This window comes from Microbacterium sediminicola, assembly GCF_039531125.1.
In the GTDB taxonomy this organism is placed as follows: Bacteria; Actinomycetota; Actinomycetes; order Actinomycetales; family Microbacteriaceae; genus Microbacterium; species Microbacterium sediminicola.
This window is the reverse complement of the sequence record NZ_BAAAPL010000002.1, coordinates 936,609-961,839: the sequence shown is the minus strand read 5'-3', so window position 1 is coordinate 961,839 and position 25,231 is coordinate 936,609. Positions and strand designations below refer to the sequence as shown.

Sequence of the window (25,231 nt, the reverse complement as noted above, 5' to 3'; positions counted from 1 at the left end):
TGCACCACCAACCGAAGGGAACACCGTGAGACACAGCATCCGACGCGGCCTTGTCGCCGTATCCGCTCTCACCATCGCCGGCCTCGCGCTGGCAGGTTGCGCGGGCTCGGCCGAGCCCGACGACTCCGAGGGCACCGACGTCGAACCGCTCAGCGAGCTCTCCATCCAGCTGCAGTGGCTGCCGCAGGCACAGTTCGCGGGCTACTACGTGGCGCTCGACCAGGGCTACTTCGAGGAAGAGGGCTTCACCGACGTCACCATCGTCCCCTCGGGCGGTGACATCGTGCCGCAGGACGCCCTGGTGGCCGGCGACGTCGACTTCGCCATCGCGTGGGTCCCGAAGGTGCTCGGCACGCTCGAGGCCACCGGCGTCGAGCTCACCGACATCGCGCAGGTCTTCCAGGAGTCCGGCACCACCCAGGTCTCATGGGCCGACTCGGATGTCTCGACCGTCGCCGACTTCGAAGGCAAGCGCATCGGCTCGTGGGGCTTCGGCAACGAGTGGGAGATCTTCGCGGCCATGGCCGAAGAGGGCCTCGACTCGACCACCGTGTCGATCACGACGCAGGACTTCAGCATGAACGCCCTGCTGGACGGCGACGTGGATGCCGCGCAGGCCATGACCTACAACGAGCTCGCGCAGGTGCTCGAGACGGTCAACCCCGACACCGGCGAGCTGTACACGCTCGATGACCTGAACGTCATCTACTACCAGGACACTGCCGGCGCCATGCTGCAGGACGCGATCTGGGCCGACACCGCGCGCCTGGACTCCGACCCGGCCTACGCCGACGCCGCGGTGCGGATGCTGAAGGCCGTCGCCAAGGGCTGGATCTTCGCCCGGGACAACCCCGAAGAGGCCGCGGCGATCGTCTACGACTACGCGATCAACGCCGAGGCGGCCTTCCCGGTCGGCCCCGTGCACCAGGAGTGGCAGATGAACGAGGTCAACAAGCTCATCTGGAACGGCGCCGAGTTCGGCACCATCGACTCGGCCGCGTGGGACGCGACCGTCGCGGGAGCCCTGGCCGCCGTCAACCAGGACGGCCTGAACCTCATCACGACCGAGCCTTCTTCGACGGCGTACTCGAACGAGTACATCGACCAGGCTCTGGCGCTTCTCATCGAAGAGGGGTATGACGTCTCTGCGGAGTACACCCCGATCGACGTCGTCCTCACCGAGGGCGGCCAGTAACACCTCGTTCCGGGCGGTCGGCCGTGCGTCGGCCGCCCGGAACACCCTCCCCCGTTCCATCGCAAGGACACGACGATGACCCTCCCCACCCCGGTCGACAATCAGACCGCCTTCGACCTCGACCGCGCCCACGTGTTCCACTCGTGGAGCGCACAGGGGGCTCTCGCGCCGCTCGTGATCGCCGGCGGATCAGGCACGGTGCTGTGGGACTACGAGGGCAACCGCTACCTCGACTTCGCGAGCCAGCTCGTCAACGTCAACATCGGCCACAGCCACCCCGCCGTCGTGGCCGCCATCGCCGAGCAGGCCAAGGTCCTCGCCACCATCGCGCCCAGCAACGCGGTCCTCCCCCGCGGCGAGGCCGCCGCCCGCATCATCGAGCGCGCCCCCGAGGGCTTCCACAAGGTCTTCTTCACCAACGGCGGTGCCGACGCCAACGAGAACGCGATCCGCATGGCGCGCCTGTACACCGGACGCGACAAGGTGCTCTCGACCTACCGCTCGTACCACGGCAACACCGGGTCGGCGATCGTCTCGACCGGCGACTGGCGCCGCGTGCCGAATGAGTACGCGCGCGGCCACGTCCACTTCTTCGGCCCCTACCTCTACCGCAGTGAGTTCTGGGCGACGACGCCCGAAGAGGAAGGCGCCCGCGCCCTGCACCACCTGCGCCGGGTCATCGAGTCCGAGGGACCCGCATCGATCGCCGCGATCCTGCTGGAATCCGTGCCCGGGACCGCCGGGGTCATGATCCCCCCGCCCGGCTACCTCGCCGGCGTCCGGGCCCTGGCCGACGAATTCGGCATCGTGCTGATCCTCGACGAGGTGATGGCCGGGTTCGGCCGTACCGGCCGCTGGTTCGCTTTCGAGGGATACGACGTGGTGCCCGACCTCATCACCTTCGCCAAGGGCGTCAACTCCGGCTACGTCCCGATCGGCGGCGTCATCATCTCCGACCCGATCGCCGCGCACTTCGACGAGCGCGTCTTCCCCGGCGGCCTCACCTACTCTGGGCATCCGCTGGCGGCGGCATCCATCGTCGCGACCCTCGACACGATGGCCGCCGAAGGCATCGTCGAGCACGCTGCGATGATCGGCACGGATGTCCTGGGCCCGGCGCTCGCACAGCTGGGGGCGGACCATCCGCTGGTCGGGGAGGTGCGCGGCGAGGGTGTCTTCTGGGTGCTCGAGCTCGTGGCAGACCCCGCGACGCGCGAGCCGGTGTCGGCGGAGATGATGGCGCGGATCAAGAAGGAACTGCTGGCCCGCGGCATCCTGCCCTTCACGATGGACAACCGCATCCACGTCGTGCCGCCCTGCACCGTCTCACCCGACGAGGTTGCGACCGCCGTGGCGGCGATGGACGAGGTCCTAACGCTCGTGGAGCGCGCATAGGCTGATCCGGTGACCGCCGACTCCGCCCTCGATCCGATCCGCCGCGGGTTCGCCTCGGACAATTACTCCGGCGTCCACCCGGAGGTGCTCGCGGCCATCGCCGCGACGAACACCGGACACGAGTCGGCCTACGGCGGCGACACCGTCACTGCGCGGCTGCAGGATGTCATCGCGCGGCACGTCGGCGCGCAGGCCGAGGCCTTCCCCGTGTTCAACGGCACCGGGGCCAACGTCGTCGGGCTGCAGTCGATGCTGCCCCGCTGGGGCGCGGTCATCGCGAGCACCGGCGCTCACATCAACACCGACGAGGGTGGGGCGCCCGAAAAGGTCGCCGGGATCAAGGTCCTCGGCATCGAGACGCCAGACGGCAAGCTCACCCCCGAGCTGATCGACCGGGAGGCGTGGGGCTGGGGCGACGAGCATCGGGCGCAGCCGCTCGTGGTCTCCATCACTCAGCCCACCGAGCTCGGCACCGTCTACACGCCGGACGAGATCCGCGCCATCGCCGACCACGCCCACACGCGCGGCATGCGACTGCACATGGACGGCGCGCGCCTGTCGAACGCCGCGGCCTCCCTGGATCTGCCGCTGCGGGAGTTCACGACCGACGCCGGGGTGGATGTCCTCAGCATGGGCGGGACCAAGAACGGGGCACTGGCGGCCGAGGCGATCGTCGTGCTCTCACCCGAGGCATCCGCAGGGCTCCCGTACCTGCGCAAGATGAACATGCAGCTGGCCTCGAAGATGCGTTTCGTCTCGGCGCAGCTGGTGGCCCTCTACGAGGGCGATCTGTACCTGCGAAACGCCCGCCATGCGAACGCCATGGCGGCGCGCCTGCGCCGGGGGCTTGAGGCGGGCGTCGCTGACGGCTCGGTGCGAGGGGTCTCGTTCATCCAGCCCACGCAGGCCAATGGCGTCTTCGCCACCTTCCCGGAGGGCGTTGCCGAGCGGGTCATCGACCGATTCCGTTTCTACGGGTGGCCGGCGGGCGATGCCGACTCGAACGACGTGCGCCTCATGTGCAGCTTCGACACGACCGAGGCCGACGTCGATGCCTTCGTCGCCGCGATCGGCGCCGCCACTCGCGCCTGAGTCAGCCGCGGAAGTCCTCGGGATCGACCTCGTCGAGGAACTTCATGAAGTCGTCGACCTTCGGCAGTTCACCGGCGGGCATCCCGGATGCCTCGCTCGCCGCATCCTCGTCGTCGGCCTCGCCGAGCATGTCCGGCATGCCGGCCTCATCGAACACCGCCTCGGCGACCTCGATCGCCGCCCCGACCCGCGCGGCGAGCGCGACGGCATCGGAGGGCCGCGCGTCGATCGTGTGCTCCCCGTCGGCCGCGGTCAGCGTGATCTCGGCGAAGAAGGTGCCCTCCTCGATGCGGGTGACCTCGACCCGCGCCACCGTGGCGCCGAGGTTCTCGATCATCGAGCGCATGAGATCGTGCGCGAGCGGGCGCGGCGTGGTGGCGTTCTCGACGGCCACCAGAATGGATGTCGCCTCCTGGGCCCCGATCCAGATGGGAACGACCGAACCCTCACCCTCGGGAGCATCGACGGGCTTGAGCAGGATGACGTGCTGACCCGTCGAGTCGATCGCGACTCCCGCGACCCGGACCTCAACCATGCGCACCCCCCTCGTCGCGGAGCGGGACACGGGGACGCCAGCGCCCCGCGCCGCCACTCCAGTTGCGGGCAACATACTCCACTGCCTCATCGACCGCGAACGACCTGGTCGAATTGCCCACCCGCACCCACAGCTCGGTGGAGGCGCCGTCTTTCGCATGGGTGAGGTACACCGGCCGAGGCGACTGCGGGCACACGATCACGCACAGTGTCTCGCCGTTCGCCGCCTCCAGGAACCGCACGTGCGGAAGGGCTGCGGCGTTGCGCCCGAGCAGGGTCGACAGCAGATCGCGCAGCCACAGCTCGTAGCGATCGACGTCGGGAACGCGCAGCGTCCCGAGATCCCGAGAGATCCCCAACGCGTCGCCGTCGTCGTTCGCGCCGATCACGACCGTGCCACCGCCGCTGTTGAGGAAGGCTGCGATCGTCTTGGCGATCACGAGCTCCATCCGACCGTCCTTGCGCTGTTCGCGCACGTTCCAGCGAGCAGTCTCCTTGAACTCGACCTCGTCGGATTCACCCGCGGCCAGCATCGCATCGATGTCGATGTCGCGGGAACCGCGACGTAACCCCGCGAACAGGCTCGAAGCGATGAGAGTGAAGGCGAACCCGCCGCCGAGGGCAAGCAACAGCGTCGTCAGAGTCCAGATGCCACGGTCCTCGAAGAACCAGCCGGCCAGGAAAAGCCCGACCGCCGCGCCGAGCACGGCGGTGAGTGTCGCCGCGGCGATCGGTAGCGACAGCCGCGCGCCGAAGATGCGACGCATGACGAGCGCGAACAGGTAGGAGATGAGCACGACGATCGGCAGTCCGATCGCGAACTGCACGAGTTCCGGGTTGTACGGCATGACGTCGGGGATCAGCGCAGCGCGCCGACGCTGGCAAGCGCCATGCGCACGAGCGTTCCCCGACCTCCTTCCATTTCCTGGGAGAGCGAGTCGGATGCTGCCTCTTCCGGCGACATCCAGGTGACCTCGAGGGCATCCTGGCGGGGCTCGCAGGTGCCGGTGACCGGCACCACGAACGCGAGCGAGACCGCGTGCTGGCGGTCGTCATAGAACGCGGTGACCCCGGGGATCGGGAAATACTCGGCCACGGTGAAGGGCACCGGCTGCGGCGGCAGGAGCGGGAAGGCCATCGGCCCGAGGTCGTTCTCGAGGTGCCGGAACAGGGCGTCCCGCACCGTCTCGCCGTAGCGGACGCGCCCCGACACGAGCGAGCGGGTGATCTCCCCGAGCGGGGTCGCGCGCAACAGGATGCCGACCTGTGTCACCGCACCGGTGCCGTCAGTGCGCACCGGCACCGCCTCGACGTAGAGCATGGGGAGCCGTCGGCGCGCTTCGGCGAGCTCCAGGTCGCTCAGCCAGGCGGGGTTGGCGGCGCTCTCAGGAGTCGGCGAACCGAAGGATCCGCCGGAGGCACCGGCGCCGAACGCCGCGCGCATGCCACCGAGGGGATCGCGCGGCGTTCCCTTGTCGTCGCGCTCGTTCGGGTCGGGGTCTGGCGTCCGTACCGGCATGTCTCCTGTATACCCTGACCTCATGACGGACAACGACACGCCCGCCCTCGATTCCGATGCCATCGTCTGGTCACACCCTGCCGGCGAGCGCGCCGGACGGCCGATGCTGGTTCTCCTGCACGGATACGGATCGGACGAGCGCGACCTGTTCGGCCTGGTCCCCTACCTCCCTCCCGGGCTGACGATCGCGGCGCTACGGGCACCCCTCACGCCGCCGTGGCCCGCCCCCGGGTATTCCTGGTACCCGATCGAGGGACTCGACGGCCGCGACCCGCAGCGGGTGACCGACGCCGCCCGGCGTGTCCTCGAGTGGCTGGACACCCTCGGGACCACCGACCCGGTCGGACTTCTCGGGTTCTCACAGGGCGGCGCCGTCTCGATGCAGGCCCTGCGACTGACCCCCGACCGCTTCGCGTGCGCCGTGAACCTGTCCGGCTATGTCGCGCGTGGCGGAGACACCGATGACGCCGCGCTCGCGGCGGCGAAGCCTCCGGTGTTCTGGGGTCGCGGGACGCACGACGACGTCATCCCCCGTGGCCTCATCGACCACACCTCGCAGTGGCTGCCCGATCACGCCGAGCTGACCGGGCGGGTGTACCCGGGCCTCACCCACAGCGTCTCCGAAGACGAACTGGTCGATGTCCGGGACTTCGTCCAGAAACACCTCGCTTCGGCCTGAGCATCACCGGGCGCGAGGACCTTCGGCACTGGTCTTGGTTCCGTCACCGCCCTAGCCTGGCTCCCACGCGGGAGGAGTCCAGCGCGTGCGGTACTACGAGGCATCCACGGAATCGGTGCTCGACGACCTCGGTTCGAGCACCGCGGGCTTGCGTGCGGCCGAAGCCAACGCCCGCCTCGATCGCGACGGCCGCAACGAAGTCACGGTGCAGGGCGAGCCGCTGTGGCGCATCCTCATCGAGCCGTTCTGGAACATCTTCTCGGCCGTGCTGCTCGTGGCGGTCGTCATCAGCCTGTGGCACGAGGCGTACTTCGACGCGCTGGTGATCATCGGCATCATGCTCATCAGCGCTGTCATCTCCTACGTTCAGCGCGTCTCCACCGACCGCATCCTGCGCGCGCTGCGACAGCACGATGCACAGACGGCGGATGTCGTGCGCGACGGAGTGATCGTGACGATCCCGGTCACGCACCTCGTCGTCGGCGACCTGGTGCGCCTCGCCGAGGGCGACCGCGTGCCCGCGGATCTGCGGGTGATCACGGCGAGCGGCGTCCACGCCGACGAAGCGGTGCTGACCGGCGAATCGGAGCCGGTGGCGAAGTCCCCGGCCCCGCTGCCGGGCGATCGGGAGGCATACGAGCAGACGAACATGCTCTTCTCGGGCTCGTTCCTCGTGGCCGGCCAGACCACGAGCGTGGTCGTGCGCACCGGAAACGCGACCGAGTTCGGCCGCATCGCCGCCCTGTCGGGTCAGGCGCGCCAATCCGACGTCAGTCCCGTGCAGCGCAAGATCGATCGGCTCATCACCTACGTCGTCGCCGTCATCGGCGCGGTCGCGGTGATCGCCTTCGCGCTCGCGCTGCTGCAGGGGGTGAGCGTCGCCGAGGCGCTGCGCTACGTCATCGCTCTGGCCGTCTCCGCTGTTCCCGAGAGCCTGCCGGTGGCGATCTCGGTGGTCCTCGCCCTCGGAATGCGCAGGATGGCGGCGAAGAATGCCCTGGTGCGGACACTGCGCGCCATCGAGACGGTCGGAGTGGTCACCACCATCGCCACCGACAAGACCGGCACGCTCACCGAGAACCGCCTGAGCGTGCACGCCGTGTGGGCACCCGACGGCGACGACGACGCGCTCGAGGCGACGGCCGCACGCACGGTCGTCCGCCACCGAGACCGCGCCCACGACCCGCTCGATCTCGCGCTGGCGGCCCACGCGAAGGGAGCAGCCGACGTCGAGAGCTCTCCCGCGCTGGTCACCCTCCCCTTCGATCAAGCGCGGGCACTCAGCGGCAACGTGCGCGCACGTGGCGAGGGATTCGAGCTGACCGTGAAGGGTGCCCCCGAGGCGCTCCTTCATCGGTGTGCGCTCCCTCCGCGCGCCCACGACGCGGCCGAGCAGGCTCTGCGCGACCTCACCGGCAGGGGGCTGCGGGTCATCGCAGTCGCCACGGCCACTCTGCCGGCGCCGATCGCGGACTTCGGCGACCTCGACACGATCGTCCCCACGCCGTCCTTAACGCTGGCAGGCCTCGTCGGCATCGCCGACACGCTGCGCTCCAGCGCGCGAGAGGCGATCACCGCCGCCACCCGCGCGGGAGTCGGCGTCCGCATGATCACGGGCGATCATGCCGAGACCGCGTATGCGATCGGCCGGGAGCTGGGTCTGGTGACCTCGCGCTCGCAGGTGTTCGACAGCCGTCGCATGAATGAGCTCTCGGATGCCGAGCTCGGCCGCATCGCACGCGATGCGCGGGTCTTCTCCCGGGTCACACCGGAGAACAAGTACCGCCTGCTCACAGCGCTGCGTCTGAGCGAGGTGGCAGCGATGACCGGCGACGGGGTGAACGATGTGCCCGCTCTCGCGAAGGCCGACGTGGGTGTCGCGATGGGAAGCGGTTCGCAGATCGCGAAGGACGCCGCCGACATCGTGCTCCTGGACGACAACTTCGCGACCATCGTGGAGGCCCTGCGCGAAGGCCGGATCCTGTTCGCCAACATCCGACGGATGCTCTTCTACCTGCTCTCTACCAACCTCGGCGAGGTCCTCGTCGCGCTCGGCGCGCTCGCGTTGGGATTCCCGCTGCCGCTGGCTCCCGTGCAAATCCTGTGGATCAACCTCGTCACCGACACGACGATGGTGATCCCGCTCGGGCTCGAGCCCGCCGAGCGGGACGTCATGACCCAGCGCCCCACCTCCCCGACCGCACCCCTTCTTCGCCGCGCCACGGTCGGGCTCATCGCGGTGATGGCACTGGTCATGGGTCTTGTCGCACTCGGCGTGTATGCGCTGCTGTTCCAGACGGCCGGCGAGGGCGTCGCGCAGACGGCGACCTTCACCTCACTCGTGGTCATGCAGTGGGCGAACGCCCTCACCGCACGGAGCGCCTTCCACTCCGCGTTCGGCCGTCTGCGCGTCCGCAACACGGCGTTCTGGGCGGGCCTCGCCATCTCCCTCGGGCTGCAGCTGCTGGCCATCGCAGGCCCCCTCCAGGGATTGCTGCACGTGACGCCGGTCGCGTGGCCGACGCTCCTGGTCGTCAGCGCGGTGTCGTTCATCATTCCGCTGGCTGTCGCCGAGGTCTACAAGCTCGCCGCTCGCGGCATCCACGCCCGCGGAAAGGCACGGGAGCGGCAAACCGCGGCGAAGAGTTAACCCTGGCGCAACAGTTCTGCGGAAAGCTGTGGTCATGTCGATCAAGGTGGCTCTCGAGCACTACACCGCGTATGAGTTCGAAAAGCCGATTTCCGTGGCCCCCCACGTCGTGCGGTTGCGGCCCGCTCCGCACTCGCGCACGCCCATCGAGGCGTACTCGCTCGAGGTGAGCCCGAAGAACCACTTCATCAACTGGCAGCAGGATCCTTTCGGCAACTGGGTGGCGCGCCTCGTCTTCCCCGAGAAGGTCAAGAAGCTCGAGATCACGGTGGGCCTGGTGGCCGACATGATGGTGATCAACCCGCTCGACTTCTTCATCGAGGACTACGCCGAGCGCTTCCCGTTCGGCTATCGGGAAGACCTCGCCGCCGACCTTGCGCCGTACATGCGCCCCGTGCCGGGCAGCCGTCGCGCCGACACCTGGCGGCGCAAGCTCCCGCCTCTGCCCGCCGACGGCGTCCCGACCGTGACCTTCCTCGCGCAGCTGAACCAGGCCGTCGCGAACGACATCGGCTACAGCGTCCGCATGGAAGCCGGCGTGCAGACCCCCAACCACACCCTGCGCACCAAGATCGGCTCGTGCCGCGACAGCGCGTGGCTGCTGGTGAGCCTGCTGCGCCAGTACGGCTTGGCGGCCCGCTTCGTGTCGGGCTACCTCGTGCAGCTCGCCCCCGACCAGGAGTCGCTCGACGGCCCGAGCGGACCGGCCGAGGACTTCACCGACCTGCACGCCTGGGCCGAGGTCTACGTCCCCGGCGCCGGTTGGATCGGGCTGGATGCCACGAGCGGCCTGTTCGCCGGCGAGGGGCACATCCCCCTCAGCGCCACCCCCGAACCCTCCTCGGCCGCCCCGATCAGCGGGGCGACCGAACCGACGAAGGTCGAGTTCGCGTTCCACAACGTCGTGCGCCGCATCCACGAGGACCCGCGGACGACCCGTCCCTTCACCGACGCGCAATGGGAGCGGATCGACGCCCTGGGCGAGGCCGTCGACGATCGCCTCATCGAGGGCGATGTGCGTCTGACGATGGGCGGTGAGCCGACGTTCGTCTCGCTGGATGACGCGACCAGCGACGAGTGGAACACCGATGCCGACGGCCCCCACAAGCGGGAGCTGGCCGACACCCTGGCCGAACGGCTACGGGAGATCTACGCCACCGGCGGCATCGTCCACCGCGGACAGGGCAAGTGGTACCCGGGCGAGGACCTCCCGCGCTGGAACATCGCCCTGCAGTGGCGCAAGGACGGCGTGCCCCTCTGGAACGACCCGACGCTGTTCGCCGACCCGTGGACCGATGCCGAGCGCCCCCACGCGAAGAAGGACGCAGAGAACCTCGCCCGCGCCGTGACGCGGATCCTCGGCATCCCGAAAGCACACCTGCTGGCGGCGTACGAAGACCCGCTCGCCGCCCTGGCCGCCGAGGTCCGCAAGCCCGTGGGCCCCGCCCCCGACATCGAGGACTTCGACCGGCACGACCTGGCCGCCCTCGACCGCGACGTGAAGGAGCCGACCGGCTGGGTGCTGCCTCTGGCGACCGAGGGCGAGTGGTCGAGCCCGGTGTGGAGCTTCCGCCGCGGGCGACTGGTCCTCACCCCCGGCACGAGCCCCGTGGGCCTGCGCCTGCCGCTGGATGCCATCGCCTGGGCACCTCCCGAGCTCACCGCCGAGCCCTCGTACCTCGAGGAAGCTCCGCTGCGCGAGCCCCAGATCCCGGATGTCGCCCCGCAGGGTCGAGCGACGACGGCGACGACGGCCGTCGCCTTCGAAGCCCGCGACGGTCAGGTGCACGTCTTCCTCCCGCCGATGCCGTACCTGGAGGACTACGCAGACCTCTTGCACGTCATCGAGAAGGCCGCGAGCGCGGTCGGCACCACGCTGGTGATCGAGGGGTACTCACCGCCGCCGGACACCCGGCTCGAGCAGCTCGTCGTCACCCCCGACCCGGGCGTCATCGAGGTCAACGTCCAGCCGGTGTCGTCGTGGGACGAGCAGAAGGAGCTCACCACGACGCTCTACGACGTCGCCCGGCGCGCGCGCCTGTCGACGGAGAAGTTCGACCTCGATGGGCTTCACACCGGCACCGGCGGCGGCAACCACATCACGATCGGCGGCAGCCAACCGATCGACTCGCCCCTGCTGCGCCGCCCCGATCTGCTCGCGAGCCTGGTGACCTACTGGCAGCGGCATCCGAGCCTGTCGTACCTGTTCTCGGGTCGTTTCATCGGCCCGACCAGCCAGGCGCCCCGCTTCGACGAGGGGCGCCCCGAGGCCGTCTATGAAATGGAGGTCGCGCTGAAGGAGCTGCGCCGCTTGGACACGGCAGCGGCCGACGGCGGCGGCACCGCTCGCCCGTGGATGGTCGACCGGGCGCTGCGGCACCTTCTGACCGACCTCACCGGCAACACCCACCGCGCCGAGTTCTGCATCGACAAGCTCTACAGCCCCGACTCCAGCCGCGGACGCCTGGGTCTGCTGGAGCTGCGCGGTTTCGAGATGCCGCCGCACCCCGAGCTCGCGCTCGTGCAGTCTCTCCTGGTGCGCAGCCTCGTCGCGATGTTCTGGGAACACCCCTATGACGCGCCCCTCATCCGCTGGGGCACGCGTCTGCACGACGAGTTCCTGCTGCCGCACGGCAACCTCCTGGACATCGAGGAAGTCGTCGACGACCTCAACCGCCACGGGATCGACTTCGAGCACACTTGGCTCGACTCCTTCGCCGAATTCCGCTTCCCCCGCATCGGGCTGACCCGGATCTCGGCGCCGGGGTCGCGCATCGAGCTGGAGCTTCGGCAGGCGATCGAGCCCTGGCACGTGCTCGGTGAAGAGGCCACCGGAAGCGGCACGGCGCGCTACGTCGACTCGTCGGTCGAACGCGTTCAGGTCACGATTCGCGGCATCGACGAGCGCCGACACCTCGTGACGTGCAATGGTGTTCCTGTGCCATTGACATCCACCGGCGTGCTCGGCGAGTACTACGCGGGCGTGCGCTATCGCGCCTGGCAGCCGTGGTCGGCTCTGCACCCCTCGATCGAAGTGCAGTCGCCCCTCACCTTCGATGTCATCGACACGACCGCCGAGGCCAGTCTCGGCGGGGCGACCTACCACGTCGTCCACCCCGGCGGCCGGGCCTACGAGCGTCCCCCCGTGAACGCCTTCGAGGCGGAGTCGCGCCGGGCCAGCCGCTTCGAGGCGCACGGGCACACGCCGGGGCACGTCGACGTCGGAGCCCTTCGGGAGAAGGCGCGACGGGTCGCGACATCCGAGTACCCGCACACCCTCGACCTGCGCAGGGCCGCGACCGCGTGAGCATCTTCCGCGACTATGCAGCCGCGGTCACCCAGCCAACGCTCCCGCTCGCACCATCCCGGGACTCGTCGGCGCGCTTCGACGAGGTCGTCGCGCCCGACGGCGCCTTGCGCCCGGCGTGGCGAGCGCTGGCTCCCGCAGCGCTCGATCTGAGCATCGACGACGTCGGACGCTTCGAGGCCGAGATCGCAGCCCTGCTCGCCGATGACGGCGTGACCTTCGCCCCGGGCGGCAACACCGAGCAGTGGCGGTTGGATCCGGTGCCGCTCGTGGTGGATGCCCCGACCTGGACACGCCTGGATGTCGGTCTCGCCCAGCGCACCGAGCTGCTGAACGCCCTGCTGGCCGACATCTACGGTGAGCGCAGCGTGCTGCGCGATGGGATCCTCCCGGCCGGGATGGTGGTCGGCCATGCCGGATTCGTACGGAGTCTGGTGCGCACCACCGGCACCGACCCTCACCCGCTGTTGTTCGCCGCCACCGATCTCGGGCGCGACAGCGACGGCGAGTGGCGCGTCGTGGGTGACCGGGTGCAGGCACCCTCGGGCCTCGGCTACGCGCTCGAGAACCGGCGCGTGCTCTCGCAGGTGCTGCCCGAGATGTTCCAGACCGCCCCACTGCACCGCGTGGAGCCGTATTTCGACGCTCTCCGCGAGGCGCTCATCGCCGCCGCCCCCGAGGGCCGCGAGGACCCGCGCGTGGTCGTCCTCTCCCCCGGAACGCTCTCAGAGACCGCCTACGACCAGGCGGCGCTGGCCGGTGTGCTCGGCTTCCCGCTGGTCCAGGGCTCAGACCTGGTCGTTCGCGACGGCAAGGTCTGGATGAAGCCGACCGGATGGCCCGATGTCGCCCCACGCGAGCGCGTCGATGTGATCCTTCGCCGCGTGGATGCCGAGTGGTGCGACCCCCTCGAGCTGCGCGGCGACTCACAGCTCGGCGTCGCGGGTCTCTCGGAAGCCGCACGTCGCGGGGGCGTGCGATTGGTCAACGGCCTGGGCGCGGGCGTCTTGGAGAATCCCGCCCTCCACGCCTTCATGCCTGCGCTGTGCGAACGGCTGCTGGGCGAGCAGCTGCGCCTGCCCGGGATGCCGAGCTGGTGGTGCGGCACCCCCGAGGGTCTCGGCGAGGTCGAGCAGCGCCTCCTGGCCGGCGACCCGAGCCTGGTGGTGCGTACCATCGACGGCTCCCGCGCTCCGCTGGACACGTCCGACCCGCGGACGCTGCTCGAGCGCATCCGCACCGCGCCGCATCGTTACGCCGGGCAAGAACTGCTGCCGCTGTCGCAGGGGCCCGCGTGGTCGCCGGGCGGACGCATCGACCCGCGGGCGATCATCCTGCGGACCTTCACCGTGCTGCACCAGTCGGTCTATCGTCCCCTCATCGGGGGGATGGCATCTGCGCTCGCCGAAGGCACGTTGCCGGCCAGCTCGAAGGACGTCTGGGTGCTCAAGGCCGACCCCGACGAACTCGACCAGGGCCTGCCGGATGCCGCCGAGACCGCCGTCGTCCAGTCGATCCCCGAGCTCTCGCCGCGCGCGATCGACGATCTGTTCTGGTCGGGTCGCTACAGCGAGCGCGCCGAAGATCTGCTGCGGCTCGTGCTCGCGATCCGCTCCGATGCCGATCAGCTGAGCACCCAGGGTCCGGTCGCAACCGTCAGCACCCGGGTGCTCACGGGGGCGGTGCAGCGTCTCACGGGCGCGGCATGGATCGACGTCGACGATGACTTCCGCTCGATTCTGCTGGATGCCGGGCGCAGCGGTTCGGTCGCCCACTCGCTCGCGCGCCTGCGCGCCACGCTCGAGGGGGTGCGCGACCAGCTCTCGACCGACACCTGGCGGGTGTTCGCGGCGACCGACCGGGCGGCCTCTGCACTGCGGCTGACCCGTCACGCACACGGTGTCGGCGAGGGTGCCGGCCGCATGCTCACGGCGCTGCTGGCGCTCCAGGGGACGACCGCGAACATGATCCGCGACGCCGGCTGGCACATGGTGGAAGCCGGCCGCGCGCTGGAGCGCTCGCTGCAGGTGTGCGCGCTGCTGCAGGCCGCCGTCACCCGTGTACAGGTCGGCGAAGTCGAGCAGGAGGTGCTCGAAGCGGTGCTGCGGGCATCCGAGTCGGTCGTCACCCACCGCCGCCGCTACCGCGGTTTCCTGCACGCGCGCGGCGTCATCGAGCTGCTCGTCCTGGATGCCGAGAACCCACGCTCCGTCCGGTTCGCCGTCGACCGTGTCCGCGAGCACATCTCCGCCCAGCCGCTCTCGACCGGATCGACCCGACCCGAGCGGCTGATCGATGAGATCGTCGCGCTGCTGGAGGAGCTGAGCTCGATCGAGCTGGCCCGCGCCACAGAGGGCCGACGTGCGCACCTCGAGCGCACGCTCGAAGACATCTCGGTGCAGATCGCCGAACTCGCGCGCGCGATCGAGGCCCTGCACTTCTCGTCGGGCCCGCCCCCGCAGACGTTCGCCTCACTGTCATTGACCGAGCTCACCGGGGCCGCGTCGTGAGAGGCATCCGATGAAGTACGTGGTCTCGCACCGCACGACCTACGAATACAGCGAGGACGTGCGCAATTCCCTGGGCCTGGCACACGTCGCCCCGCGCACCCTGGCGTGGCAGCAGATCAGCGGGTATGACGTCACCATCGATCCGACACCGGGCGACGTGAGCCACGAGCTGGATGCCTTCGGCAACGTCGTCACCTACTTCCACGTCACCGCTCCGCACACGCGTCTCGTGGTCGACGCGCGCAGCGACGTCGTCGTCGATGTCCCGCGCTACGACGAGGCCGCCCTCGCGCTGCCCTGGGAGCAGTCTCGGCCGCTGCTGCACCCCGAGACGCCGGGAGCGTGGGCCGCGGCGGAGTTCGCGATCGAATCCCCCAAGGCACAGCATGCGCCCGAGGCGCGGGAATACGCCGCAGAATCCCTGACGCCCGGACGCCCGATCGGACAGGCCGCGACCGACCTGATGCACCGCATCAAGCGGGACTTCGAGTACGACAAGACCGCCACGACCGTGACGAGCTCGGTTGCGCACGTACTGCAGACCCGGGCGGGGGTCTGTCAGGACTTCGCGCACCTCGCCCTCGCGTGCCTGCGCAGCCACGGCATCGCCGCGCGCTACGTCAGCGGATACCTGGCGACCCAGCCCCCGCCGGGCAAGGAACGGGTCGTGGGAGCGGATGCCTCCCACGCATGGCTGGCGGTGTGGATGCCGGGCTCGGACGAGTGGCTGGCGATCGATCCCACGAACGACCAGTGGGCGAACGACCGCTACGTCACGGTCGCGTGGGGACGCGACTACGGCGACGTCTCACCCGTCAAGGGCATCATCTTCACCACCGCCAAGCGCTCGACCCTGCGCGTCTCGGTCGACGTCGCCCCCGTCCACGCCTGACGCGCCCCGGCACTCGGCGGTCCGGGGAAACCGGCGCGCGTGTGCGAGGATCGGCGCGTGAAAGCGTTCTGGTGTGGGGTGTGCGGGAACCGACTCTTCTTCGAGAACTCGGTGTGTGTGTCGTGCGAGACGCCGCTGGGATACTCGCGCGCTGAGCGGCAGATCGTTCCGCTGGATGCCGAGACCGGGACCTACACGGACGCAGCGGACATCGTCTGGACGGTCTGCGCGAACCTCGGGCTCTCGGGCTGCACGTGGCTCACGACCGACGAGTCCGGTCTGTGCTTCAGCTGCGGACTCACCCGCACCCGACCCAACGACGCCGATCTCGAGGGCATCGTCAACTACGCGCCGGCCGAGCGCGCCAAGCGCCATCTCATCGCGGAGCTCGACGCCGTCGGCATCCCGATCCTCGACAAGCGCGTCGATGAGCGCGGCGTCGCGTTCGACCTGCTCTCGAGCGTCGCCGAGCCGGTCACGATCGGGCACGCGGATGGCATCGTCACCATCGACCTCGCCGAGGCCGAAGACGCCCATAGAGAGCGGATCCGCGCGATGCTCGACGAGCCGTACCGCACGATGCTCGGCCACTTCCGCCACGAGATCGGCCACTACTACGAGAGTTTCCTCGTCGCCGACGACGCCACCCGTGCCCGCTACCGCGCGCTGTTCGGCGACGAGACCGAGGATTACCACGCCGCGATCGACCGGCATTACGCGGAGGGCGCCCCGGCAGACTGGCAGGCGAACTACATCTCGCAGTACGCCACGATGCATCCCTTCGAGGACTTCGCCGAGACCTGGGCGCACTATCTGCACATCAGCGACGCAATCCAGACGGCGGACGAGTTCGGCATCCTGCGCACCGTCGATGCCGCATCGTTCCGGGAGCTCGTCGTCGACTTCTGGATCCCGCTGTCGACGGCCCTCAACATGATGAACCGATCGATGGGCAGCGACGACCTCTACCCGTTCGTGATCTCAGACCCCGTTCTCGACAAGCTCGACTTCGTCGCGGGGCTCGCTGCGGCACCCGCCTGAGTCACTCCGCGTCGGGTTCGCCCTCGAAGTAGTCGACGTCATCGGCGTCGCGGAAGATCGTGGTCTTGCGGAAGGTCGTGTAGGCCATCGTCTTGCCGGAGTCGGGGTATCCGATGACATCCGGATCGCCCGTGGTGTCGAGATCGACGTAGCGCAGCGGTTCATCACCGGTGGCGGTCATACGGTGGGCGCCCGCAGGCCCGGGCGGGAAGACCACGACCTCACCCGCGGCCACATCGAACTCTCCCTCGGGAGTTCGGACACGGCCGGTCCCCGAAAGGATGACATACGCCTCGGTGATCCCGGCATGCCAGTGATACGGAAACGCGGACTTGCCGGGCGGGATCTCCATGAACGCGACCTGCAGTTGCGTCCCTTCCTTGGCGACCGCGGTGCGTTTGTCGAACGAGAACGCACCCCGCGAGATCCCGCGCCCCGCGAAGTCGTCGTGACCACCGTGCACAACCTTGTCGAACGCCATGTCGGCCCCCTCGCATCTACCGGCGGGCAGGTCCGACAGCACCGCCCGGCTCTCAGGGATTCTCCCCCGCTTCGCCACGATCCGCCACACAACGCAGGAGTTGATGCCACCGCGACGGGCGCGCGCCGCGGAAATCCGGCACGCCGCGCCGCGAGACCCTCCTCACCTCCTGCATTGCGCTGACGGCGGGAGGTCGATACGCGCCGACGATGTCGGAAGGGCGGGGGAAGATGGGGAGATGGGCGACGTGCTCGAGCGATTCAGTCCTGCGACGCAGGACTGGTTTCGCGGTGCGTTCCGCGCCCCGACGCCGGCTCAGGTGGGGGCGTGGGAGACGATTTCTGCAGGCAAGCACGCTGTGGTCGTCGCCCCGACCGGGTCGGGGAAGACGCTGTCGGCGTTCCTGTGGGCGATCGACCGCGTCTTTCGCGAGAAGGCCGAGCGCGCGGATGCCACCACAGGCACCCGCATCCTCTACGTCTCCCCGCTGAAGGCCCTGGGGGTGGACGTCGAGCGCAACCTGCGCTCACCGCTCGTCGGCATCGGCCACGCCGCCACCCGCCTCGGCGTGCCCATGCCCGGCATCTCCGTCGGAGTGCGCTCCGGTGACACCCCGTCGGCGGAGCGCCGGAAGCTCGTGAGCGCACCGCCCGACATCCTGATCACCACCCCCGAGTCCCTCTACCTCATGCTCACGAGCCAGGCCGGACGCACCCTCGCGAACGTGCACACCGTCATCGTCGACGAGGTCCACGCCGTGGCCGCCACCAAGCGCGGCGCGCATCTGGCCGTCACTCTCGAACGGCTCGACGCGCTGATCCGGGGCGAGAATCCGGATGCCGCACCCGCCCAGCGCATCGGCCTGTCGGCCACCGTCCGCCCCATCGACGAGGTGGCGCGCTTCCTCGGCGGCTCTGCCTCCGTCGAGATCGTCGCACCGCCCGCCGCGAAGACGTTCGACCTGTCGGTCGTCGTGCCCGTCGATGACATGCTGAACCCGCCACCCGCCGCGGGAGCGGCACCGCCCGCGCCTGACTCGGCCGGGACGCCCCAGGGGCGTGGCGACGACTCGGGGGATCACCCCTCCGATCCGGCCGATGGGGACTGGTTCGACCCATCTCCCGGTCGACCGGAGAACACCGAGATGACCGGCTCGGTGTGGCCGCATGTCGAGGAAGCGATCGTCGACCGTGTCCTGCAGCACCGCTCGACAATCGTGTTCGCGAACTCGCGACGCCTGGCGGAGCGCCTCACCGGCAGGCTCAACGAGATCTACGCGGAACGGCTCGGTATCGATCTGCCCGACCCGACGGTCCCGGCGGCCACGCCCGCCCAGGGCGGCGCGACCGCCGGCGCCGACCCCGTGCTCGCGAAGGCCCACCACGGGTCTGTCTCGAAGGAGCAGCGGGCCATCGTGGAGGAGGAATTGAAGTCCGGCATCCTCCGTTGCGTCGTCGCCACCTCGAGCCTCGAGCTCGGCATCGACATGGGCGCGGTCGACCTCGTCATCCAGGTCGAGGCTCCGCCCTCCGCCGCCTCGGGCCTCCAGCGCGTCGGCCGCGCCGGACACCAGGTCGGCGAGATCAGCCGTGCGGCACTGTTCCCCACACACCGCTCCGACGTGCTGCACACCGCGATCGTGACCGAGCGCATGCTCGCCGGGCAGATCGAGGCGATCGCGATCCCGCAGAACCCGCTCGACATCCTCGCCCAGCAGACGGTCGCCGCCTGCGCCCTCGCGCCGCTCGATGTCGAGGAATGGTTCGAGACCCTCAAGCGCAGCGCGCCGTTCCGCTCCCTGCCCCGCTCGGCCTACGAGGCGACGCTCGACCTGCTGGCCGGGCGTTTCCCGTCCGACGAGTTCGCCGAGCTGCGCCCGCGTCTGGTGTGGGACCGCGATCACGGCACCCTCACCGGCCGCCCCGGCGCTCAGCGCCTGGCCGTCACGAGCGGCGGCACGATCCCCGACCGGGGCCTGTTCGGCGTCTACATCGCCGGCGAAACCCAGAACGCCCGGGTCGGCGAGCTCGACGAAGAGATGGTCTACGAATCGCGCGTCAACGACGTGTTCACCCTCGGCACCACCAGCTGGCGGATCGTGGAGATCACCCACGATCGGGTCAACGTCCTTCCCGCCTTCGGGCAGCCCGGGCGCGTGCCGTTCTGGCACGGCGACGGCCTCGGACGCCCGGCAGAACTCGGCGAGGCGCTCGGCCGCTTCACCCGCGAGGTCGCCGCCGCGGCCCCGGAGAAGACCCACGCCAGGCTGACGGATGCCGGACTCGACGACTTCGCGCAGGCGAATCTGCTCGCCTACCTCGCCGAGCAGCGCGACGCGACCGGAACCGTGCCCACCGATCGCACGCTCACCGTCGAGCGCGGTCGCGACGAGGTCGGCGACTGGCGCGTGATCCTGCATTCCCCGTATGGAATGAAAGTGCACGCCCCGTGGGCGCTCGCCGTGAACGCCCGCGTGCGCGAGCGTCTCGGCGTCGAGGGCTCGGCGGTCGCCAGCGACGACGGGATCATCGTCCGCGTCCCCGACACCACCGCAGAGCCCCCGGGCGCCGAGCTGTTCGTCTTCGACACCGACGAGCTCGAACCGCTGGTAGCCGACGAAGTCGGAGGCTCCGCACTGTTCGCCTCCCGCTTCCGCGAGTGCTCGGCGCGGGCGCTCCTGATGCCCCGCACCAACCCCCATCGCCGCACGCCGCTCTGGCAGCAGCGGCAACGATCGGCACAGCTGTTGGAGGTCGCGCGGCGGCATCCGACGTTCCCGATCATTCTCGAGACCCTGCGCGAGGTGCTGCAGGATGTCTACGACGTGCCCGCACTGCTGCGCATCGTGCGCGGGATCGGCGAGCGCCGTATCCGCCTGATCGAGGTCGAAACGCCCCAGCCCTCTCCCTTCGCCCGCGACCTGCTGTTCGGATATGTCGGCGCGTTCATGTACGAGGGTGACTCGCCGCTGGCGGAGCGACGGGCGGCGGCCCTCGCCGTCGATCCCGCGCTGCTGGCGGAGCTGCTCGGCACCGTCGAGATGCGGGAGCTGCTCGACCCCGACGTGCTGACCCAGTTCGAGGCCGAGGCCCAGCACCTCGACCCCGAGCGCCGCGTGCGGGGCCTGGAGGGCGTCGCCGACCTGCTGCGCCGTCTCGGCCCGCTGACCGCCTCCGAGACCGCCGCGCGCCTGCGCAGCTCACGCGATGACGCGGCCCCCGCGACCCTAGGTGAGGCCGCCGCCCACCTGGACACGCTCCTGGACACCCGCCGCGCGATCACGATTTCGGTTGCCGGTGAGACACGCATCGCCGCCATCGAGGATGCCGGGCGGCTGCGGGATGCCCTGGGCACCGCCTTGCCGATCGGCATTCCGGTCGCGTTCCTCGAGCCGGTTGCCGACCCCCTCGGCGATCTGCTGGCTCGGCATGCGCGCACCCACGGCCCCTTCCCGACAGATTCCGCGGCCACCCGTTTCGGCCTGGGATCCGCGGTCGCCCGCTCCACCCTGCAGCGACTCGAGTCGCAGGGGCGCGTCGCGAGCGGGTTCTTCCTCCCGACATCGTCCGCCCTGGACGGCGGCGAACCCGAGTGGTGCGACGCGGAGGTGCTGCGGCGACTGCGGATGCGCTCCCTCGCGGCGATCCGCGGCAGCGTCGAGCCCGTGCCCCAGAGCGCTCTGGCGCGGTTCCTTCCCGCCTGGCAGCACATCATCAGGCCGCTGGAGGGGATCGACGGGGTCGCGGCGGCGATCGAACAGCTCGCCGGCGTCCCCCTGCCGGCGAGCGCCTGGGAGTCACTCATCCTCCCCTCCCGCGTCCGCGACTACGCGCCCGCGATGCTCGACGAGCTCACCGCCACGGGCGAAGTGCTGTGGTCGGGCCACGGCACCCTTCCTGGTCGCGACGGGTGGGTGGCGCTTCACCCGGCGGAGGCCGCACCCCTGACCCTCGCCGCTGCGACGGACGACGTCGCCGCAGACTCCCTCGACGCGCAGGTGCTCGCCGCGCTCACCGGCGGCGGCGCGTTCTTCGCCGCGCAGCTGCGCGCGCAGACGGATGCCGAGAACGAGCAGTCCGTCCTCGACGCGCTCTGGCGCTTGGCCTGGGCCGGCCACGTGACCAATGACACCTTCGCTCCGGTACGGGGGCTCCTCGCCGGCGGCTCGCAGGCCCATCGCACGAAGCGCCGCGCACCGCGGGCGCGGCTGTACCGCGGCGTCGTGATGGCCTCAGCCGGGACCGCCACACCGAGGACGGCGCTGACCGGCGGACGCTGGTCGCTGCTGCCCGAGAGCGAGGCGGACCCGACCAGACGCGCGGCGGCCACGGCGGCGATCCTCCTCGATCGGTACGGCGTCGTGACGCGCGGCAGTGTGCAGACGGAAGCCGTTCCCGGAGGCTTCGCCCACGTATACCGCACACTGGCCGACCTCGAACGCGCCGGTCACTGTCGTCGCGGATACCTCGTCGAAAAGCTCGGCGGCGCGCAATTCGCCTCCTCGGCCACAGTCGACCGGCTGCGGGAGTTCGCCGCGGTCGCCGATCCCGCACCGCTGGATGCCCTCACGCTGGCAGCAACCGACCCGGCCAATCCCTACGGCGGCGCCTTGGCCTGGCCCGCACTGGACGGGGTCGGCCACCGGCCGGGCCGCAAGGCGGGTGGCCTGGTCACGACGGTCGACGGGGACCTCGTCCTCTATCTCGAACGCGGCGGTAAGTCGGCGCTCGCCTTCGACGACGCCGACGATCGTCGTGCGGCGGCGGCGGGCTCGCTCGTGCGCACCGCCCGCGAGCGGCAGCTCGACACCCTGACGATCGAGCAGGTGAACGGCACCGCCGTGTTCGGCACACCCTGGGCGGGGATCCTGCGCGCCGCGGGGTTCGTCGAGACCCCCCGGGGGCTGACGTTGCGCCGGGAGTCGGCGGGTGCCCGTGCCCGAGGGTGACACCGTCTGGCGCGCCGCACACCGGCTCGACGAGGCACTCGCGGGTGACACGACGACGAGGGTCGATCTTCGGGTGCCTCGACTGGCCACCGCCGATCTCAGCGGCAAGCTGATCGACAGTTGCGTACCGCGCGGCAAGCACCTGTTGCTGCGCATCGGCGGGTGGACGCTGCACTCGCACCTCAAGATGGAGGGCGAGTGGCACGTGTACCGCCCCGGCGAACGCTGGCGGGTGCCCGCCTTCCGCGCCCGCGCCGTCGTCGAGACATCTCGTACGCAGGCCGTCGGTTTCGATCTCGCTGACCTCGCACTCGTCCCGACCGAACGAGAGCGCGAACTCGTCGGCCACCTCGGCCCCGACCCCCTGTCCGACCGCTGGGACCTCGACGAGGCTGCCCGCCGCGTGGGTGCCGATGCCAGGGGCGTCCACGTCGCCCTGCTCGATCAGCGCAATGTCGCCGGCTTCGGCAACGTCTACGCCAACGAGATGCTGTTCGTTCGCGGCATCCGTCCCTCCGCGGCAGCGACAGACATCGATGCCCGCGCTTTGGTCGACACCGGGGCACGGATGATCCGGACGAACCTGCACCGTGTGGAGCGCACTTTCACGGGAGACAGCCGTCGGGGCCGGCGCACCTGGGTCTACGGGCGCGAGAACCAGCCGTGTCGACGATGCGGGACCCCCGTGCGCGCGGGAGCGCTGGGCGCGGGTGCCACGCGCGAGCGCAATGTCTTCTGGTGCCCACGCTGCCAGCCGTAGACGGCGCCGTGCGGGCGGGAGTCAGTGGCCGATGTAGCGGCCGGGGCGGTGGTTCATCGCCAGGACGAGATTCAGCACGACGGCGCCCGCCGCGCTGAGGACGACGTTCCCCCACGGCACGACGAGAAGGGCGGCCGCGACGATCAGCACATCGAAGATCATCTGGGTCCACCCCGCCCGGAATCCCCAGCGTTCCTGCACGACGAGCGCGATGATGTTGATGCCGCCGAGGCTCGCGCGGTGACGGAACAGGATCAGCAGGCCGACACCGGCCAGCAGGTTGCCGCCGAGGGTCCCGTAGACGGGATTGAGCCACGAGATGTCGAGCAGCGCGTGGTGCACGATCGACCACCCGGAGACCAGGCCGATCGAGATCGCGGTGCGGAGCGTGAAGCTCCAGCCCTTCTGCCAGATCGCCAGCACGGCGAACGGGAGGTTGATCACGGCGAACAACAGCCAGAACGGCCACGCCGTCGCGTACCCGAGCAGCAGCGAGAGCCCCGCCGTGCCACCGGTGACCGCCTCGGAGTTCTGCAGCAGGTAGAGGCCGAGGGATGCCGCGAATGTCCCGGTGACGATCCCGAGCACGTCCTCGAACCAGGAGTGGGCGACGGGCGGCTCGACGGCGGACATGCCCCCATTGTCCGCCAGGGTCGCCGCTACCTCTGACGCGGCTCGACGTCGGGCGGCGCAGAGCGCCGTGCCCGGGTCGGATCGCCGTCACAGCCATAGACCGCCAGGTGAGCGAGCCGACACGCGCGACGGGTGACCTCGGCCTCGGCGTCGGGGTAGCCCGGGGCGCCGCGCAGCTGCCGCGCACGCGCATCCAGCTGCACCTCCGCACGAAGCTGGGCGCCGTAGAGGCGCATGACGGCTTCGATCTTCATGTCCATCGGATCGCGCGGCTGCACGATTGCCCGCCGCGAGGCGCACAACGCGTACAACTCCCGCGCACGCGCGCAGTCGATGGCCAAGTCGTGGAGGCGTCGCAGACTGTCGACGAGCGCCGGGTCCCACGTCCGGGAGAAGAAGCTGTCGGCCGCGGCGTCGCGCTCGCGGCAATCCGCCCCCTCGGGGTGCACGACCGCGGCCGGCGGTAGCTCGACCGCCCGCAGGTGACGGTGGCCGCGGGCCCGACCACTACCGTGCGCCCACGTGCCACCATCCCACGCCGCTTCGGCGCGCATCGCCCTGACCGCCGACATGACCACCCCCTCCCGGCACAGTCCCGACCTGCACCGTCTACAGATCAAGACGCGTACCCGCCCACGGCGTTACGCAGCTCTCCGAAGAAAAGCGGAAATTCATTCGGTCGCATGGGAATGAATCCCGGATGCATATCGTTTCGGTCACCAACAGGGCCGAACGGCCCAGCGGAGGAGATCGTGGGCAAGAACTACATCGACATCGAAGACGACCGCGGTGAGACACTGCGGTACCGCAAACACGCCAACGGGCGTGGCCTGATCGCACACGGGGCCAAAGTGCACCCGAGCGCGATCGTCGAAGCGGGTGCGTATGTCGAACCGGGAGTCCAGATCGCCGCCGGCGCCCACGTCGCCCGCGGCGCATGGGTGGAGACGGACGCTTTCATCGGTCCCGACGTCGAGATCTCGGCCCACGTCCATGTCGGCCCCGGCGCGAAGATCGGTGCGGGCGCGAAGATCGGCGTACGCACGATCGTCGGCGCACACGCCCAGGTCGCCATGGGCTCCCTCATCGGCGACGATGAGTCGATCGACGAAGGCGAGCGCGTGGCGACCGACCGGCGCGGGCTGCGCTTGGCGGCGTAGGCTCGGCACGCCCGACGGCGCTGTGAGGCAAGGCCCGGCTCAGGCGAAGGCGAACAGCACGAGCCCCACGAGTGGGATCGTGCCCTGCACCAGCGCGGCACGGAGGTAGCGGCGCCCGGTCGCCGTCAGCACGAGCGCCGCAGCCACCATCGAGCCGAGCGCGAAGAGCACCAGCGTCTTTCCGACCACCGGAGAGACCGCCCAGAACAGCACGACCCCGAGCGAAGCTCCGAACGCGAGGAAGAGGTTGTAGAAGCCCTGGTTGTACGCCATCGGTCGCACGACGTCGGCGTCTGCCTGCGACCGCAGCCCGAAGATCCGCCAGATGCGCGGGTTGGACCACAACGCACTCTCCATGAGGAAGATCCCCACGTGCACGAGTGCGGCGGCCAGGGCGAAGACGGAAGCGACGAGAGCGAGGGTCACGCTCGCACC

Annotated in this window: 19 protein-coding genes; 12 read left to right on the top strand and 7 right to left on the bottom strand. The window is 70.0% G+C overall.

The window, feature by feature from the left end:
* Positions 1 to 25 precede the first annotated feature (25 nt).
* The 3 genes from ABD206_RS13140 to ABD206_RS13130 all read left to right on the top strand — a co-directional run bounded on the left by ABD206_RS13140 (position 26) and on the right by ABD206_RS13130 (position 3,682).
* Positions 26 to 1,195, top strand: coding sequence for an ABC transporter substrate-binding protein (locus ABD206_RS13140; RefSeq protein WP_344073332.1), 1,170 nt, complete (start codon positions 26 to 28; stop codon positions 1,193 to 1,195).
* Between the two features lie 75 nt (positions 1,196 to 1,270).
* On the top strand, positions 1,271 to 2,590 hold the full coding sequence (locus tag ABD206_RS13135) for an aspartate aminotransferase family protein (protein WP_344073330.1): 1,320 nt from the start codon (positions 1,271 to 1,273) through the stop codon (positions 2,588 to 2,590).
* A gap of 9 nt (positions 2,591 to 2,599) precedes the next feature.
* Complete coding sequence (locus ABD206_RS13130; RefSeq protein ID WP_344073328.1) at positions 2,600 to 3,682, top strand: threonine aldolase family protein; 1,083 nt, start codon at positions 2,600 to 2,602, stop codon at positions 3,680 to 3,682.
* Between the two features lies 1 nt (position 3,683).
* Here ABD206_RS13130 and ABD206_RS13125 read toward each other — a convergent pair whose 3' ends face one another.
* The 3 genes from ABD206_RS13125 to ABD206_RS13115 are packed head-to-tail and all read right to left on the bottom strand — an operon-like array spanning position 3,684 to position 5,735.
* Complete coding sequence (locus ABD206_RS13125; RefSeq protein ID WP_344073327.1) at positions 3,684 to 4,217, bottom strand: bifunctional nuclease family protein; 534 nt, start codon at positions 4,215 to 4,217, stop codon at positions 3,684 to 3,686.
* Complete coding sequence (locus ABD206_RS13120) at positions 4,210 to 5,064, bottom strand: AlbA family DNA-binding domain-containing protein (protein WP_344073326.1); 855 nt, start codon at positions 5,062 to 5,064, stop codon at positions 4,210 to 4,212. Before ABD206_RS13120 ends, ABD206_RS13125 begins: the two co-directional genes overlap by 8 nt.
* Before the next feature lie 11 nt (positions 5,065 to 5,075).
* A complete protein-coding gene (locus ABD206_RS13115; protein WP_344073325.1) occupies positions 5,076 to 5,735 on the bottom strand; it encodes an NUDIX hydrolase family protein in 660 nt (219 codons plus the stop codon).
* Between the two features lie 22 nt (positions 5,736 to 5,757).
* Between ABD206_RS13115 and ABD206_RS13110 the strand changes: the two genes are divergently transcribed.
* The 6 genes from ABD206_RS13110 (at position 5,758) to ABD206_RS13085 (ending at position 16,814) form a co-directional block, all read left to right on the top strand.
* Positions 5,758 to 6,414: an alpha/beta hydrolase gene (locus ABD206_RS13110; RefSeq protein WP_344073323.1), complete on the top strand. Its 657-nt coding sequence runs from the start codon at positions 5,758 to 5,760 to the stop codon at positions 6,412 to 6,414.
* A gap of 85 nt (positions 6,415 to 6,499) precedes the next feature.
* The gene (locus ABD206_RS13105; RefSeq protein WP_344073321.1) at positions 6,500 to 9,064 is read left to right on the top strand and encodes a cation-translocating P-type ATPase; all 2,565 of its coding nucleotides are present in this window, start codon (positions 6,500 to 6,502) and stop codon (positions 9,062 to 9,064) included.
* 34 nt (positions 9,065 to 9,098) lie between these two features.
* Positions 9,099 to 12,371: a transglutaminase family protein gene (locus ABD206_RS13100; RefSeq protein ID WP_344073319.1), complete on the top strand. Its 3,273-nt coding sequence runs from the start codon at positions 9,099 to 9,101 to the stop codon at positions 12,369 to 12,371.
* The gene (locus ABD206_RS13095; RefSeq protein ID WP_344073317.1) at positions 12,368 to 14,881 is read left to right on the top strand and encodes a circularly permuted type 2 ATP-grasp protein; all 2,514 of its coding nucleotides are present in this window, start codon (positions 12,368 to 12,370) and stop codon (positions 14,879 to 14,881) included. Before ABD206_RS13100 ends, ABD206_RS13095 begins: the two co-directional genes overlap by 4 nt.
* 10 nt (positions 14,882 to 14,891) lie before the next feature.
* A complete protein-coding gene (locus ABD206_RS13090; protein ID WP_344073314.1) occupies positions 14,892 to 15,773 on the top strand; it encodes a transglutaminase family protein in 882 nt (293 codons plus the stop codon).
* A 57-nt stretch (positions 15,774 to 15,830) separates the two neighbouring features.
* Positions 15,831 to 16,814 carry a zinc-binding metallopeptidase family protein gene (locus tag ABD206_RS13085; protein WP_344073312.1) on the top strand — a complete coding sequence of 328 codons (984 nt, stop codon included), beginning with the start codon at positions 15,831 to 15,833 and terminating at the stop codon, positions 16,812 to 16,814.
* A gap of 1 nt (position 16,815) precedes the next feature.
* Here the strand turns inward: ABD206_RS13085 and ABD206_RS13080 are convergent, their stop codons facing one another.
* The gene (locus ABD206_RS13080) at positions 16,816 to 17,295 is read right to left on the bottom strand and encodes a cupin domain-containing protein (protein ID WP_344073310.1); all 480 of its coding nucleotides are present in this window, start codon (positions 17,293 to 17,295) and stop codon (positions 16,816 to 16,818) included.
* Between the two features lie 238 nt (positions 17,296 to 17,533).
* Here ABD206_RS13080 and ABD206_RS13075 point away from each other — a divergent pair, with 238 nt between their 5' ends.
* Complete coding sequence (locus ABD206_RS13075; RefSeq protein WP_344073307.1) at positions 17,534 to 22,243, top strand: Lhr family ATP-dependent helicase; 4,710 nt, start codon at positions 17,534 to 17,536, stop codon at positions 22,241 to 22,243.
* Positions 22,230 to 23,003, top strand: coding sequence for a DNA-formamidopyrimidine glycosylase family protein (locus tag ABD206_RS13070; RefSeq protein WP_344073566.1), 774 nt, complete (start codon positions 22,230 to 22,232; stop codon positions 23,001 to 23,003). Before ABD206_RS13075 ends, ABD206_RS13070 begins: the two co-directional genes overlap by 14 nt.
* Positions 23,004 to 23,024: 21 nt before the next feature.
* Here ABD206_RS13070 and ABD206_RS13065 read toward each other — a convergent pair whose 3' ends face one another.
* Entirely contained in the window at positions 23,025 to 23,636 is a 612-nt protein-coding gene (locus ABD206_RS13065) for a YitT family protein (protein WP_344073305.1), read from the bottom strand.
* 26 nt (positions 23,637 to 23,662) lie between these two features.
* Positions 23,663 to 24,208 (bottom strand): hypothetical protein, encoded by a 546-nt coding sequence (locus ABD206_RS13060; protein WP_344073303.1) that lies wholly within the window; start codon positions 24,206 to 24,208, stop codon positions 23,663 to 23,665.
* 180 nt (positions 24,209 to 24,388) lie between these two features.
* Here ABD206_RS13060 and ABD206_RS13055 point away from each other — a divergent pair, with 180 nt between their 5' ends.
* Positions 24,389 to 24,796, top strand: a complete 408-nt coding sequence (locus tag ABD206_RS13055; RefSeq protein ID WP_344073301.1) for an LbetaH domain-containing protein — start codon at positions 24,389 to 24,391, stop codon at positions 24,794 to 24,796.
* Positions 24,797 to 24,835: 39 nt separating this feature from the next.
* Here the strand turns inward: ABD206_RS13055 and ABD206_RS13050 are convergent, their stop codons facing one another.
* Positions 24,836 to 25,222 (bottom strand): DUF1304 domain-containing protein, encoded by a 387-nt coding sequence (locus ABD206_RS13050; RefSeq protein WP_344073298.1) that lies wholly within the window; start codon positions 25,220 to 25,222, stop codon positions 24,836 to 24,838.
* Positions 25,223 to 25,231 lie beyond the last annotated feature (9 nt).

Coding starts and splice junctions, on each gene's coding strand:
- ABD206_RS13100 (WP_344073319.1), top strand. CDS start 9,099: ATGTCGATCAAGGTGGCTCTCGAGCACTACACCGCGTATGAGTTCGAA.
- ABD206_RS13115 (WP_344073325.1), bottom strand. CDS start 5,735: ATGCCGGTACGGACGCCAGACCCCGACCCGAACGAGCGCGACGACAAG.
- ABD206_RS13120 (WP_344073326.1), bottom strand. CDS start 5,064: ATGCCGTACAACCCGGAACTCGTGCAGTTCGCGATCGGACTGCCGATC.
- ABD206_RS13080 (WP_344073310.1), bottom strand. CDS start 17,295: ATGGCGTTCGACAAGGTTGTGCACGGTGGTCACGACGACTTCGCGGGG.
- ABD206_RS13135 (WP_344073330.1), top strand. CDS start 1,271: ATGACCCTCCCCACCCCGGTCGACAATCAGACCGCCTTCGACCTCGAC.
- ABD206_RS13065 (WP_344073305.1), bottom strand. CDS start 23,636: ATGTCCGCCGTCGAGCCGCCCGTCGCCCACTCCTGGTTCGAGGACGTG.
- ABD206_RS13110 (WP_344073323.1), top strand. CDS start 5,758: ATGACGGACAACGACACGCCCGCCCTCGATTCCGATGCCATCGTCTGG.
- ABD206_RS13125 (WP_344073327.1), bottom strand. CDS start 4,217: ATGGTTGAGGTCCGGGTCGCGGGAGTCGCGATCGACTCGACGGGTCAG.
- ABD206_RS13075 (WP_344073307.1), top strand. CDS start 17,534: ATGGGCGACGTGCTCGAGCGATTCAGTCCTGCGACGCAGGACTGGTTT.
- ABD206_RS13090 (WP_344073314.1), top strand. CDS start 14,892: ATGAAGTACGTGGTCTCGCACCGCACGACCTACGAATACAGCGAGGAC.
- ABD206_RS13060 (WP_344073303.1), bottom strand. CDS start 24,208: ATGTCGGCGGTCAGGGCGATGCGCGCCGAAGCGGCGTGGGATGGTGGC.